The sequence below is a fragment of the Akkermansia muciniphila ATCC BAA-835 genome (genome assembly GCF_000020225.1).
Classification (GTDB): domain Bacteria; phylum Verrucomicrobiota; class Verrucomicrobiia; order Verrucomicrobiales; family Akkermansiaceae; genus Akkermansia; species Akkermansia muciniphila.
The window spans coordinates 87,967-101,302 of the sequence record NC_010655.1 but is presented as its reverse complement, the minus strand read 5'-3'; the positions used below and the strand labels follow the sequence as shown (position 1 = coordinate 101,302).

The following is a 13,336-nucleotide window of genomic DNA, read 5'->3' as shown; positions in this document are numbered from 1 at the left end:
GCGCGGGAATCAGGAAATAACGCCCAGGTTTTTACCTACCTTGCAGAAGGCCTCAATCGCCTTGTCCAGCTGTTCGCGGGTATGGGCTGCGGAAATCTGCGTGCGGATGCGGGCCTGTCCCTTGGGAACGACGGGATAGAAGAAGCCGACGGCGTACACTCCTTCGTCCAGAAGCTGGGCGGAGAATTTCTGGGACAGGACGGCATCCCCCAGCATGACCGGGGAAATGGGGTGGTCCTTGCCGCCGATGGTGAATCCGGCTCCCGTCATCGCGTCACGGAAATACTTGGTATTGGCTTCTACGCGGTCGCGCGCTTCCGTGGACTGTTCCAACAGGTCCAGTACTTTGATGGAAGCGGCTACGATAGCCGGGGCCACGCTGTTGGAGAACAGGTACGGGCGCGCCTTCTGGCGCAGGACATCCACTACTTCTTTCGGGCCGGAGACGTAGCCGCCGGAAGCGCCTCCCAGTGCCTTGCCCAGGGTGCCGGTGGTGATGTCTATATGGCCGAACAGGCCGCGGTATTCATGCGTGCCGCGGCCCTTTTCGCCCAGGAAGCCCGTGGCGTGGCAGTCGTCAAAGTGGACAATGGCATTGTACTTGGCTGCCAGCTCGTGAATCTTGTCCAGCTGAGCAATGATGCCGTCCATGGAAAAGACGCCGTCCGTGGAAATCAACTTCACGCGCGCTCCGGCGGCGTCCGCTTCCTGGAGCTTGGCTTCCAGGTCTGCCATGTCGTTGTTGGCATAACGGAAGCGCTTGGCTTTGCAGAGGCGCACGCCGTCAATAATGGAAGCGTGGTTCAGGGAATCGGAAATAATAGCGTCGTCTGCAGTCAGGAGGCCTTCAAACAGCCCGCCGTTGGCGTCAAAGCAGGAGGGAAACAGAATCGTGTCTTCCGTGCCGAGAAATTGGGTAAGACGTTCTTCCAATTGACGGTGAAGGGTCTGCGTGCCGCAGATAAAACGCACGGACGCCATGCCGAAACCCCACTGGTCGATGGCTTTCTTGGCGGCTTCCATCACTTCCGGATTATTAGCAAGGCCCAGATAATTATTGGCGCACATGTTGATGACGGAGCGTCCGTCCTTCAGCGTCACCTGGGAGTACTGCTGGGAGGCGATAAAGCGTTCTTCCTTGTAAAGTCCTTCCGCACGCAGTCCGTCCAGGGTGGAAGTGAGGATGTTTTTGAATTCGGGGGTATACATGTTGAATAATGGAATATGAATTGAAATAGTCAGCAAGTGAACGATCAAGGATCACACGGTTGCTCCCGCATCATTATCACAACGGAAGCGGGAGGAAAAGCTTAAAGAATACGGCCTGATGCCCGGAGGCGGGAGCCGTCCTTTCCCCGTGCAAAGTAAAAAAGCGGCAAGGGCGTAGGCATCCGCGCATTACCTGAAAAAGAAGGCAAAACATCGGAAAAATCAGCATTTCCCGGATACCGGGCAAAAAGAAAAGCCCCCTCCCGTTTACGGAAAAGGGATTTGATGCACCAGGGGATATTCGGATGCGCTTGGAAAAAATAAAGGCCGGAGCTGATTTGCTCCCTTGAACCTCCATTACCGGTTCCGGTTATGCAACCATCCCCCCGTTTTCTTACGGAGCCGCGGATTTGGCTGAATTCCAGCCCTTCGCATGAACCTCAAGCCGGAACCGGTTTCCGGCAGGGAGAACTTTCCTTTTTCTGGACGCCATGGGGAAACCTCTGCGATGCAGGCGTCCGGAGCAATTCCTATGATCCGTTTCAGGATACCTGGAGGTAAGGGGATGAATACGATGTATCCCGGTACAAGGGGGAAGGTCCATTTTTTTCGGAAGCCGGTTCTTCAACGTTAGCTGCTGTTCAGAATGGTCTTCAAGGGCAAATGCCCCCTCTTTGCCCCCCACCTTCAGGTGAATTTCAGGGAATCTTTTCTGGAGCGCCGGGCAGTGCTGTTTCCCCCTCCTTCTGAATCTGCTGCTTCCGGGGGGAAGGGCGGAATAAAAAAAGTTCAGCGTTCCCCATCCGGCTTAAAGGGAGGAGGCCGCAACCTGGGGTTTCTTGGCGATTTAATCCTCTGCTTTCAGGGAAAATTCCAGCATTCGGTCCCCCTCAAACGTGAAAAACGCCTCAAACCGTTTCCCGTCCAGCATGGCGGGCAGCCAGAACCGGTCATCCTGCCACATGAGGTCATAGGGAATCCCGTCCACCGGACACCAGAAGGGCTCCGCCTCGGGGGTTTCCGTGGGGGTGCCTGTAAAAGACGTCGCCATAAACACGTGGCAGCGGATTTCCGGAATGGTGCCGCAGGCAAAGGAAAAATTCAGCACGCCCATTTCCCGGGCATCCTCAATATCAATGTGAAGCTCTTCCCGAACTTCCCGCAAAACGCATTGCAGGGCCGTTTCCCCCGGTTCAAACTTTCCGCCGGGGCCGTTCACCTTGCCCGCGCCGATTCCCCTCTTTTTGCGTATCAGGAGAATCCTTCCTTTCTGCACCACGAACATCAACGTGGCGAGAATATCGGGGGTCCACTGTGCGGGCCATTGAAAGCCGCTGCTTTTTTCTTGCATGGGCGCATATTACAGGATGGGAAGGGAATCATGAAGAAAAATGCGGAATATTGTGACCATCACACATGCTTGAAAAGGGTTGAATTCTCTTAAAGAAGCTTGAAATGCCTTGAAAATGCGTGTTTGTTGCGGAGGAATGGGAGGGAGCAGAAGAAGTCGCGCCCATAAATGCCCGTAAGGGGGCATTTGCCCCGTTGGGGACACTCTCTCCTGCGTTCCGCGCGTGCCTCGCGCAGGACTGTTTTTGCCGTCTCATCTTGATGGGCATTTCCTGAGTGGAGGGCGTTAGGGATATATGCCATACTTGTTCACATCTGGGCATTCCTTCAACCTCCGAGGCTTCTGCAGGGCGGGATAAAAGGGGAAATTCCTTTTCCGCCATGACTGGAATGAATCTCTTTTTCCTTTTCCCGCAAGGCCGTCGCGTTCTATGCTTCTTTATCTCTCCCGGTTTATATTTCGCCGGAAGGTTCACTTTCAACATTTGCAAAAGCATGTATGACGTCGTAGCTCTCGGAGAATTGCTGATAGACTTCACTCCCTGCGGAATAAATGACCGGGAACTGCCCGTTTATCAGGCCAATCCGGGCGGAGCTCCCTGCAACGTCCTGTCCATGCTGTCCAGGCTCGGGCGCAAAACCTCCTTCATTGGCAAAGTGGGCCACGACATGTTCGGGAAAATGCTTCGCCGCACGCTTCAGGAAGAAGGCATTGGAGATTCAGGTCTCGTCGCATCCCGGGAAGTCAATACGACGTTGGCTTTCGTTCAGATTGACGAACACGGAGACCGTGAATTTTCCTTTTACCGTAATCCCGGCGCCGATATGAAGCTGACTGCGGGAGAAGTGGCCCTTGAATTGGTGGAGCACGCGCGCGTCTTCCATTTCGGGACGATTTCCATGACGCATGATGATGTTCGGAGGGCTACCCGGCATGCCGTCAGCCATGCGCGGAAAAAAGGAGCACTCATCTCTTTTGACCCCAATCTCCGTCCGCCCCTGTGGCCTGATATGGAACTGGCCCGGGAACAAATGCTCTACGGATGCGGCGCATGCAGCGTCATGAAAATAGAAATGGAGGAACTTCTCTTCCTCACCGGCTGCGCCACCATGGAAGAAGGATTGAGGATTTTACAGAGGGAGTTCGACAATTTGCGCCTTATTCTGGTGACGGGGGGCAGAAAAGGAAGCTGGGCTGCCTATGAAAGCAAACTTATTCACCAGCCTACGTACTTGAACGTCAAGACTATTGACACAACAGGAGCCGGAGACGCCTTTTTGGGATGCTGCCTGGACCGGATTCTGGAAACCGGGCTGGAAAACCTGACGGAAGGCCAGTTGGCGGACATGCTTTTGTTCGCCAATGCCGCCGCTTCCATTGTGACGACACGCAAGGGAGCCATCCGTTCCATGCCGAGCCGTGAAGAAGCCGTGGCCCTGATGGCGGAGGGTTTTTAACGGATGCCGTAAGGGCCAATCCTTCACTGATTACGTCCGGATTGTTTCCGGCAAGTAAGAGTTCGGGGGGGCCGGAAGTGGGGAAATGCCTTTCTTTTTATAGCGCATGCCCTCCCCTGTTGATAAAAAATGTGTTGCGGCTTATTTTCCCGCCGCCGGCAAACGAAAACCGCAAGAGCTGAAAACCAGCAACTTGCGGTATGAAAGAGGATGGTGCTCGGGAGGGGACTCGAACCCCTACGGTTTATCACCACTAGATCCTTAGTCTAGCGCGTCTACCAATTCCGCCACCTGAGCATGGAGGCCTTAAGGCAGAGAGTTTTTAGCGCAGAGAAATGAAAATATCAAGCTTTTTCTTCTTTTTTATCTTTCCGGGCCCGTTTTTGCGGACAGGTTTTTCTTACCGGACCGGGAGGGAGGTTGTCGCGGGCATGATAGCAGGGCGCAGAGTAACGGCTCCGGTATCATATTTTTCCGAGGGTTTGAAGAGCCAGCCGGGGTTGGCGTTGGCCACTTCAAACCTGGTCGGTTTGAAGATGGGCAGCTTCAGATTGGAATTGGGTTCGTAACCGTATTTGCCCGTGTATTTGCCGTATACCCTGTATTCATAGTTGTTGTCGTAGGCGTAGCGCGGATTTCCGGTGTATTCCGGCAGGCGGTCCGGGGTGCGGCAGGCGCTTTCATCCATGATGACGAGTTGGGCCGTTCTCCAAGTCTGGCCCGGCTGGCGCAGGTATCCCCAGAAGCGCGTTGCCGGTACATGGTAGCGGCGGCCGACGAAGTAGTTTCCCCTGGGTTCGCAGGCTATTTCCGCATTGCGGGCGTTGATGCCGGCAATGTCTTTTTCCAGGGTGTTGCACTGGGTCAAGGCGGGAAGGAGGGCGGCCCCCAGCAGGGAAAGCAGGAGTTTGTTCATGATGACGATGGTGTTTTTTTCTTATTTAAGAGCATTTGAATGGCGGCGGAAGCCGCAAAGAAGCCAAAGGTTCCCGTGATATGGGTGACGGAGCCGAATCCGGCGTCACAACCCGTTTTCCCTTGAAATTCCGGATCACGTGTGCAGGAGGTTTTTCCGTCGCAGGTGGGGTATACGGGCGTTTCCTGGGAGAAAACGCAGGGGATTTTCAGTTTCCGGGCTTTTTCTCCAAGCGGAAGGGCATAATCTTTTTTCAGCCTGTAGCGTAAGCTGGAGAGCAGGGGATCCCCCCTGGTGCGGGAGAGGTCGTCTATTTCTATCCGGGCGGGATTGATGCGCCCTCCCGCGCCGCCGCAGGTTACCAGCGGTTGCTTGCCGCGGTAACAGGAGGCGATGAGGTGGGCCTTGGGTATCAGGGAGTCGATGGCGTCAATGATGACGTCCGGTTCCGCCGACAGCAGTTTTTCCGCGTTGGAGGCCGTGTAGAAATTGCTGATGGGAATGACTTCCGCTTCCGGGTTGATTTCCCGGATGCGTGTGGCCATGGTTTCCGTTTTGGATTGCCCGATTGTGGACGCCAACGCATGTATTTGCCGGTTGGTGTTGGTAATGCAGAGGTCGTCCATATCCATCAGAATGATAGTGCCTACGCCTGACCGAGCCAGGGCTTCCGCCGCCCAGGAACCTACACCCCCAATGCCGACGACGGCTATGCGGGCGCTTCTGAGAAGAGATAGTCCGCTGTTTCCGTACAGGCGGCCTATACCGCCGAATCTGGCTTCATAGTTCATGACCACGTGTCTGTTCCAGAGTATGGGAGATTAAGGGGAATAAGGGCGCCCGGGTTTCTGTCCGTTGCTTCATCCTGAAAATATGGAAACGCGGGAAATCCTTGGATTCCGGACGCCACAGCCAGCTTCCCGTTATTCCGGGAAGGGGAGGCGGGACGCCGGCAGCTTTTTCCTTCCGCGAGTGTGATGGAGGGCGTCCGTTGAAACAGGTTTTTCTTATAATCCGCGTTCTGGTCGCGCTTCACGAGGCTTCCGCCATGTTCGGAACATCCGCAGAGAGCCGCCACCGGGCACGGGAAGAGGAATGCTGCTGAAGCATGCATGTCAGGAGGCCGGTTTTTCCACGATTTTATTGATGCGGGCGATGCTGAGCGCCCTGCCTGTGGCTTCATCTATTTGCACGACGGCTCCGCAGAGGCGCACGGGCCAGTTCGCTACGGGGAATTTGGCCGGCATGGAGGTGCGGAAACGCTGGAGAATAGGTTCCCGTTCCCGTCCCAGCACCCCGACGGCAGGGCCGCACATGCCGGCATCCGTCAGGTAGGCCGTGCCGCGCTCCAGAATGGTTTCATCCGCCGTCTGCACATGGGTATGTGTCCCGACGACGGCGGAAACCAGGCCGTCCAGATTGTAGCCGGTGGAGATTTTTTCACTGGTCGTTTCCGCGTGCATGTCCACAAAGATAACCCGCACGCCTTTTTCTTCCCTGAGCCTTTTGGCTTCCGCTTCCGAGATGAGGAAGGGGTTTTCCAGCGGCGGCTGAATGAATGAGCGCCCCTGAACCTGCATGACGGCTATTTTCCCCTTGGGAGTTTCCACGACTACGCTTCCGTGCCCCGGTGTTCCCTGCGGATAGTTGACGGGGCGCAGCACCCGCGGTTCGGATTCCATCCACGGGGCCAGCTCCGCCTGGTCCCAGACATGGTCTCCCGTTGTGATGACATCCACTCCGGCGTGCAGCAGTTCCTGTGCCAGACGGGGCGTGATACCTCTCCCGGCAGCCGCGTTTTCCCCGTTGACGATGATGAAGTCCGCCCCGTGTTCCCGTTTGAGTTCCGGCAACATGTGTTTCACGGCGGTGCGTCCGGGTTCGCCGACCACATCGCCTATAAAGAGTATGGTAATCATGGATTGGGACGGAGCTGGCGCAGATGGCGGTTTTTACTGTTCTTCCCTGGTGACGGGCACTACCAGAACGGGCACGGGGGATTTCCGCATCACGGAGCTTGCTACGCTGCCCAGAAAGACGGTGGAGAGGAAGCCGTGGTTATGCTTGCCCACCACGATCATGTCGATGTGGTGTTTTTCAGCATAATTAATGACTGCTTCGCTGATTTCAAATTCATCTTCCACCGCCTGGATGATCGTGGCGTCCGTCAGCCGGGAGAGTTTTTCCGCCGTCTGTTTCAAATGGTTTTTGGCGATGGAAATGACTTCGTTTTCTTCCGTCTGGTCCATCACGGGAACGGGCACTTCATCCGGCAGAACGCCGGAGACTTCATAGCAAATGCTGGGTTCCACAATGTGGAGCAAATGGATGATGCTGTCGTTGGGGCAGGCCAGTTTGCCGATTTGGTGGATGACGGCGTCCGTGGCGTTGGAGAAATCAATAGCTACCAGAATATTCTTCATATCTTTCTGTATAACATTCCGTACTTTTCCATGCCACAAAAAAACGTGTGCTGCCCCGGCTTTCCCGGGTGTTCCGTTTTATTCCGTTTCAGGCCAGCCCCACGGCGCGGCGCACCCTGTCCAGCACTACAGAGGCCGTCTCGCGCGCCTTGCGGGCGCCTTCTTCCAGCGTCCGGCGCACATAGTCCTGATTGGCTTCCAGTTCCGCCCTGCGTTCGCGCGCGGGCCGGAAGTATTCCCAGTAAGCGTCAAAGAGGCGCTTTTTGAAGTCTCCATAGCCGCATCCCCCGTTCTGGAAACCGCGCACCATGTCTTCATAACCCTGCGCGGAGGCAAAGAGTTTGTAAAGCTGCAGGATGACGGAACCTTCCGTCGGTTTGGGATCTTCCACGGGGGTGGAATCCGTGGGGATTCTCATGATGAGTTTGCGGACAGCTTTTTCCTCTCCGAAAATAGGGAGCGTGTTATTATAGCTTTTACTCATTTTCTGCCCGTCCAGCCCCGGAACAATGGCTGTGCTTTCCGCAATGAGCGCATCCGGAAGTTTGCAGGTGCCTTCTCCGAATTGTTCGTTCATTTTGCCCGCCAGGTCGCGTGTGACTTCCAGATGCTGTTTCTGGTCCTTGCCTACGGGCACCAGGTCGGAGTCATACATCAGGATGTCGGCAGCCATCAGCACGGGGTAGGTGAACAGGGCGTTGCTGGGGGAGAATCCCTTGGCGATTTTATCTTTGTAGGAATGGCAGCGTTCCAGCAGGCCCATCGGACAGACGGTGCTGAGTATCCAGGCCAGTTCATTGACTTCCGGCACGGCGGACTGGCGGAAAAAGACGCATTTTTCGGGATCCAGGCCCACGGCCAGAAAGTCCGTAGCGAGGTTGCTGCAGTTTTCCCTCAGCGCGTTCGCGTCGTGAACGGTGCTCATGGCGTGGTAGTCCGCCAGGAAGTAGAAAGATTCCCCGCTTTCCTGCATGCGGACAGCCGGTTCCATGGCTCCGAAGTAGTTGCCGACATGCAGCTTGCCGCTGGGTTGAAGACCTGTGATGATACGCATTGCGCGCGGGATTTTGCCTGTTCGCGCCCGGCAAGTCAAGAAAGGGGAGAGTCAAAGACAGGCGGGGCCGCCGGCTGGATTTTTTTCCGGCATGTGCCTGCCTCACGAGATGCGTTCAGCAGGGGTGCCTCTTCTTGTTTATGGAATGTCCGGAAAGGGCCGGTCAGCGAGGAAAAGGATGGGTGTGAAATTTACTCTTCCAGTGCCTCCAGCACATTGTGCACACCGTCCGCAAAGCTTGGGTAGAGCGGTTCCCAGCCTAGGGCCAGAAGGCGGGAGCAGGAAATCCTCTGGTTGGAGAAGCCCCGGCGCGCTTCCGCCGGGAGCGGTTCAGGCTGCGGAGCGGGTTTCCCCAGCAAATTGGAAAGGTAGGAGTATATTTCTCCCATTTGCATGGGGGTGCGGTCCGTCAGGTTGTAAATGCCGGCAGGCGGTTCCCGCAGGGTGCAGAGCAGGTGCAGGGCGGCTGCGGCATCATCCCGGTGGATGTAATTGAGCCATCTGTTCATGGCTCCGGGGAGGGCCTTCCCCTTCGTGACGTACTGGGAGACGAGAACACAGCGGCCCGGCCCGTACAGGGCTCCCAGCCGGACGACCGTGCCCCCCGCTGCCAAAACCGCCTGTTCCGCCTGAATAAGCAGCCCGTTTTTTCCAGAGGAGGGATAAACGTTGTGTTCCTCCGTAATCCAGCGTCCGTCCGTGATTCCATAGACGGCTGTGCTGGAACAGAAGATGACCGGCGTTCCGGAAAAGGCTTCCAGCGTGTTCCGCGTTCCATGAGCGTAAAGGTTGCGGTAGGCTTCCTCTCCGCCTCCCCTCGTGCTGGCGCACATGACGATGATCTGGGGGGAGGGGATGCGGGCGGCCAGCCCCTGCATGGAGGCCTGGTCTGCAACGTCTGCTTCGTAAATGGCTTTTTGCGGGTCAATATCCGCCGTCAGGGCCGTATGTCCCGCTTTCCGCAGGCTTTCCGCCAGGGCTTTTCCCAGATACCCTGTTCCCAGAATGAGAACGATGCGGGGATTCTTACACAGAAGGCCGGTCATGAGTCATTGCGGAGGTGCTTGAGTTCCATTAGCATTTCAGCGCGGGAAATATCTTCCGGCCATGTGATTTTGGGATTGGGCTCATGATTATGCACCAGGCGCGTAGGATGGCCGATGAGTTGCAGGGCGGTTACTTCATCCGTTACCTGAATATTCCGTTCCGTGACTTCCACATAGGCGTCCAGGAGAAGAGGATATTGAAAGACCTGCGGGGTTTCCATGCACCACAGCCCGTCCCGTTCCACCTGTTCCGGAAGCGTAAAGTGTTCTTTGTCCGCACGCTTCAGGGTGTCCGTTACGGGATGTGCGGAAGCGGACGCCCCATATTCCCTGGCGGTTTGAATGCAGCGGGAGATTTGCTCCACCGTAATGAGCGGGCGGGCTCCATCATGCACGGCCACGAATTCCGGGGTATAAAGCAGGGCTGCCAGTCCGTTCTGCACGGATTCATGCCGTTCCGCCCCTCCGTCCACACGGGTAACGGGTATTTCCGTTTCCAGGTTTGCGCCGTTAATGGCATGAAAACGTTCCTCCGGGCAAACGACTACGATTTCCGTGATTTCCCGGCAGTTGGCAAAGGCGCGGATGCTGCGTTCCAGCACCCTGACGCCGTGCAGGGGGGCCAGCAGCTTGTCAAATCCGGCACGCCGGGAGGACCCGGCCGCAACGATGATGGCGGCGCAGCATTTCATGACAGTCTGGCTGACACCATGCGGGCCAACTCCTTGCCGTTGACTCTGCCGGCAGTGCGTTCCTGCATGAGTTTCATGACCTGCCCCATATCTTTTTTGGCAGAGGCTCCCGTTTCCTTCATCACGGTTTCCAGAATGGCCGCCGTTTCTTCTGCTGTAAGCTCTGCGGGCATGAATTGCTTGAGAACGGTGATTTCTGCCTCTTCCTTTTCCGCCAGTTCCGGGCGTCCGGCGGCGCGGAATTGTTCCGCAGAATCCTCACGCTGCTTGATTTGCTTGCGGACCACGGCCAGTTCTTCCGCTTCTTCCAGCCGGGTTCCCAAGCCTCCCTTGGCGATGGCCGTGTTCGTGAGAGCCGTCTTGAGGGCGCGCAGGGTATTGAGGGTAACGGAGTCTTTTGCTTTCATGGCGGTTTTCATCCCCTCCATGATTTGGTCGGAAATCGTGTTCATATCTCCATTAACTAAGCGCATCCCCAGGTGTACTTCAAGCCGTAAATTGAAAAAGGCCGCCAGCGCGGGGAATGCCGCCGGCGGCCCGGATAAGGGGAATAAAAACGGAACAGCCGTGTTTATTTTTTTCCGCCAATGGGCATGATGTGGATTTTCTTTTCCGTCATGCCCGGAACCACCATCATGGAGTCATACAGGATAAAGTCCGCCGCCCCTTCAACAGGGCCAGTGGCTACCGGGGCGGAACGCCCCGTCTTCAAATCCAGCCTGCGGACAGCTTCCGGTTTTTTATCCTTGGACCAGTCGCTGTAGTAAAGGGCGTTGTCACGGTAAACCAGTCCGTCATACTGTCCCCGTTCCTTGGAAAGTTCCGTAACTTCCCGGGAAACGGGGTTAATGGAGAGCAGGCGTCCGCTGGGTTTGCCTTTTTCATCCGTTGCGTATTCGCAGAGGTAAATGACCTTTCTTTCCGGGTCCCAGGCCAGGCCGTTCGGTTTGTAGATGGGTTGTTTGGTGACCAGTTCCCCATAAGAGCTGGTATTCGTGTCCACATAGAAGATCTGGTTGGTATCCGTGGAGGAAACCATGAGCCTGCCATTGATGAACGCCAGGTCATTGAGGAATTTCATGCGGGATGGGGACAAGTCCACGTATCCTTCAATAGCGCCGGTCTTGGCGTTTATTTTGAATACCATGTCCACGTCCGTGCAGTAAAGGAAGCCGTCCTGATACAGCAACCCTTTCGGCGCGTCCAGGGTATCTACGTCCGTGATTTTTTTCGGCTCTGTGGAACCGTGCGGAATGACGCCCAGGTAGCCGTCCTTGTCTTTTTCCGTAGGCGTGAGCCTGGAGCCGATGCAGGTGAAATAGATATTGCCCTCGGCATCCGCTGCAACGCTTTCCGGATGGCCGTCAATGGCAATGGTGTTTTTTTCCAGGGCGGGCAGCGGTTCAACGGGGGCCGGCTGTTTTTTTGTCGGCGGCGCGGCCAGCGCGCTGCACGCCAGGCAAAGAAGGAGTAATGTCGCTTTCATGGGGTGGTGTAAGAGTTTTGAACCTTATGGCATGGGAGCAATGGAAAAGCAAGCCCCGCAGAGGCTGGCAGGCTGATGGGCGGAGTTGCGCCCCGTTCGGGCAAACGGGGCGCTTCCCGTGTTAGATGGTTCCTGCATCCAGATTATTGGGCTGGGGCATGTTTTCCATGCGGATAGAACGGTTGACCGCGTTCAGGTAGGCCCGGGCGGAAGCTTCAATGACATCTGTGGAGGCTCCCTTGCCCACAATGGGCTTGGGCTGGCCGAAGTCCACATGCACTGTTACTTCTCCCAGAGCGTCCTTCCCTTCGGAAGCGGCGTTGACGCTGTAGCCTTTCAGCGTGCCTTTGCGCCTGGTGATGCGCTCAATGGCTTTGATAACGGCGTCCACGGCGCCATTGCCCGTGGAGCTGTCTTCAAATTTCTTGCCTTCCTTGAGCAGTCCCACCGTAGCCGTGGGCCGCGCGTGGCTGCCTGCCACGAATTGCAGGAAGTCCAGTTCCCATAGACCGGTGGAGGCATGCAGGGAGTCGTCCACAATGGCGGAAAGATCATCATCATAAACGAATTTTTTGGAGTCGCCCACTTTCTTGAAGCGTTCAAAGACGGTGTTGACTTCCTCTTCCGTAAGGACATGGCCCAGCTGTTCCAGCCTGGATTTGACGGCAGCGCGTCCGGAATGCTTGGTGAGCGGGAGTTCCGTGGCTCCCCAGCCGACCGCCTGCGGGTCCATGACTTCATAGGTCTCCCGGCAGTTGAGGATGCCGTGCTGGTGGATGCCTGAAGAGTGGGCGAAAGCGTTTTCCCCCACGATGGCTTTGGACCGCTGCACCTGCATGCCGCTCATGCGGGCCACGATGCGGGAAGTGCGGACGATTTCCTTCGTGTTGATGTTGTCCGTGACGTCTCCGAATTGTCCGGCGCGGGTGCGCAGGGCCATGATGACCTCTTCCAGAGCCACGTTTCCGGCGCGTTCGCCGATGCCGTTAATGGTTCCTTCCACCTGGCGGGCTCCGGCGCGGACGGCTGCCAGGGAGTTTGCTACGGCCAGGCCAAGGTCATTGTGGCAATGCACGGAGATGACGGCTTTGCCGATGTTCGGCACATTTTCCTTCAGGTGGCGGATGATGCGGTAGAACTCGTCCGGTGTGGTGTAGCCCACGGTATCCGGAATGTTGACGGTAGTGGCGCCGGCGTCGATGACTGTTTCCACGACTTTGGTCAGGAAGTCCAGGTCTGTGCGGGAAGCGTCCTCCGGGGAAAATTCCACGTCCTGGACAAATTGTTTGGCATAGGATACGCCTTCCGCGGCCATGCGCAGGATTTCGGATTCCGCTTTTTTCAGTTTGAACTGCATGTGCAGCTTGCTGGTGGCCAGGAAAATGTGGATGCGGGCACGTTCCCCGGCGGGTTCCAGGGCTTTGGCCGCCGCTTCAATGTCCGCCTTTACGCAGCGGGCCAGACCAGCGATGCGGCATTTTTTGATTTCGCGGGCGATGGTGTGCACGGCTTCAAAGTCGCCGTCGGAGATGCAGGGAAAGCCGGCTTCAATCACGTCCATGCCCAGCCGTTCCATTTGACGCGCCACTTCCAGCTTTTCGCGTAGGTTCATGGATGCTCCGGGGCATTGTTCTCCATCGCGCAGGGTAGTGTCAAAAAAGTAGATTTGATCGGACATAGGTTAATGATGTTAAGCAGTGGC

13 protein-coding genes and 1 tRNA gene are annotated in these 13,336 nt (G+C 56.4%); 1 reads left to right on the top strand and 13 read right to left on the bottom strand.

Annotated elements, in window-relative coordinates; translation table 11 throughout:
- Nucleotides 1–9: 9 nt before the first annotated feature.
- On the bottom strand, nucleotides 10–1,209 hold the full coding sequence (gene kbl / locus AMUC_RS00465) for a glycine C-acetyltransferase (protein WP_012419137.1): 1,200 nt from the start codon (nucleotides 1,207–1,209) through the stop codon (nucleotides 10–12).
- An 847-nt stretch (nucleotides 1,210–2,056) separates the two neighbouring features.
- Nucleotides 2,057–2,560: an 8-oxo-dGTP diphosphatase gene (locus AMUC_RS00450; RefSeq protein ID WP_012419136.1), complete on the bottom strand. Its 504-nt coding sequence runs from the start codon at nucleotides 2,558–2,560 to the stop codon at nucleotides 2,057–2,059.
- Nucleotides 2,561–3,054: 494 nt separating this feature from the next.
- Here AMUC_RS00450 and AMUC_RS00445 point away from each other — a divergent pair, with 494 nt between their 5' ends.
- On the top strand, nucleotides 3,055–4,017 hold the full coding sequence (locus tag AMUC_RS00445; protein WP_031929976.1) for a carbohydrate kinase family protein: 963 nt from the start codon (nucleotides 3,055–3,057) through the stop codon (nucleotides 4,015–4,017).
- A 211-nt stretch (nucleotides 4,018–4,228) separates the two neighbouring features.
- Here the strand turns inward: AMUC_RS00445 and AMUC_RS00440 are convergent.
- The 11 genes from AMUC_RS00440 to AMUC_RS00385 form a co-directional block, all read right to left on the bottom strand.
- A tRNA-Leu gene (locus tag AMUC_RS00440) sits at nucleotides 4,229–4,314 on the bottom strand.
- A gap of 103 nt (nucleotides 4,315–4,417) precedes the next feature.
- Nucleotides 4,418–4,933 carry a hypothetical protein gene (locus tag AMUC_RS00435; protein ID WP_012419134.1) on the bottom strand — a complete coding sequence of 172 codons (516 nt, stop codon included), beginning with the start codon at nucleotides 4,931–4,933 and terminating at the stop codon, nucleotides 4,418–4,420.
- Nucleotides 4,930–5,724, bottom strand: a complete 795-nt coding sequence (gene tcdA, locus AMUC_RS00430; RefSeq protein ID WP_012419133.1) for a tRNA cyclic N6-threonylcarbamoyladenosine(37) synthase TcdA — start codon at nucleotides 5,722–5,724, stop codon at nucleotides 4,930–4,932. The genes AMUC_RS00435 and tcdA overlap by 4 nt, the downstream gene beginning before the upstream one ends.
- Nucleotides 5,725–6,048: 324 nt before the next feature.
- The gene (locus tag AMUC_RS00420) at nucleotides 6,049–6,852 is read right to left on the bottom strand and encodes a TIGR00282 family metallophosphoesterase (RefSeq protein ID WP_012419132.1); all 804 of its coding nucleotides are present in this window, start codon (nucleotides 6,850–6,852) and stop codon (nucleotides 6,049–6,051) included.
- Between the two features lie 33 nt (nucleotides 6,853–6,885).
- A complete protein-coding gene (locus AMUC_RS00415) occupies nucleotides 6,886–7,356 on the bottom strand; it encodes a universal stress protein (protein ID WP_012419131.1) in 471 nt (156 codons plus the stop codon).
- Between the two features lie 88 nt (nucleotides 7,357–7,444).
- Complete coding sequence (gene trpS / locus AMUC_RS00410) at nucleotides 7,445–8,410, bottom strand: tryptophan--tRNA ligase (protein WP_012419130.1); 966 nt, start codon at nucleotides 8,408–8,410, stop codon at nucleotides 7,445–7,447.
- 191 nt (nucleotides 8,411–8,601) lie between these two features.
- Nucleotides 8,602–9,456 carry an NAD-dependent epimerase/dehydratase family protein gene (locus tag AMUC_RS00405; protein ID WP_012419129.1) on the bottom strand — a complete coding sequence of 285 codons (855 nt, stop codon included), beginning with the start codon at nucleotides 9,454–9,456 and terminating at the stop codon, nucleotides 8,602–8,604.
- On the bottom strand, nucleotides 9,453–10,148 hold the full coding sequence (ispD, locus tag AMUC_RS00400; protein ID WP_012419128.1) for a 2-C-methyl-D-erythritol 4-phosphate cytidylyltransferase: 696 nt from the start codon (nucleotides 10,146–10,148) through the stop codon (nucleotides 9,453–9,455). Before ispD ends, AMUC_RS00405 begins: the two co-directional genes overlap by 4 nt.
- The gene (locus AMUC_RS00395; protein WP_042447429.1) at nucleotides 10,145–10,600 is read right to left on the bottom strand and encodes a GatB/YqeY domain-containing protein; all 456 of its coding nucleotides are present in this window, start codon (nucleotides 10,598–10,600) and stop codon (nucleotides 10,145–10,147) included. Before AMUC_RS00395 ends, ispD begins: the two co-directional genes overlap by 4 nt.
- Before the next feature lie 119 nt (nucleotides 10,601–10,719).
- On the bottom strand, nucleotides 10,720–11,634 hold the full coding sequence (locus tag AMUC_RS00390) for an SMP-30/gluconolactonase/LRE family protein (protein ID WP_012419126.1): 915 nt from the start codon (nucleotides 11,632–11,634) through the stop codon (nucleotides 10,720–10,722).
- A 121-nt stretch (nucleotides 11,635–11,755) separates the two neighbouring features.
- The gene (locus AMUC_RS00385) at nucleotides 11,756–13,312 is read right to left on the bottom strand and encodes a 2-isopropylmalate synthase (RefSeq protein ID WP_012419125.1); all 1,557 of its coding nucleotides are present in this window, start codon (nucleotides 13,310–13,312) and stop codon (nucleotides 11,756–11,758) included.
- Nucleotides 13,313–13,336: the final 24 nt, after the last annotated feature.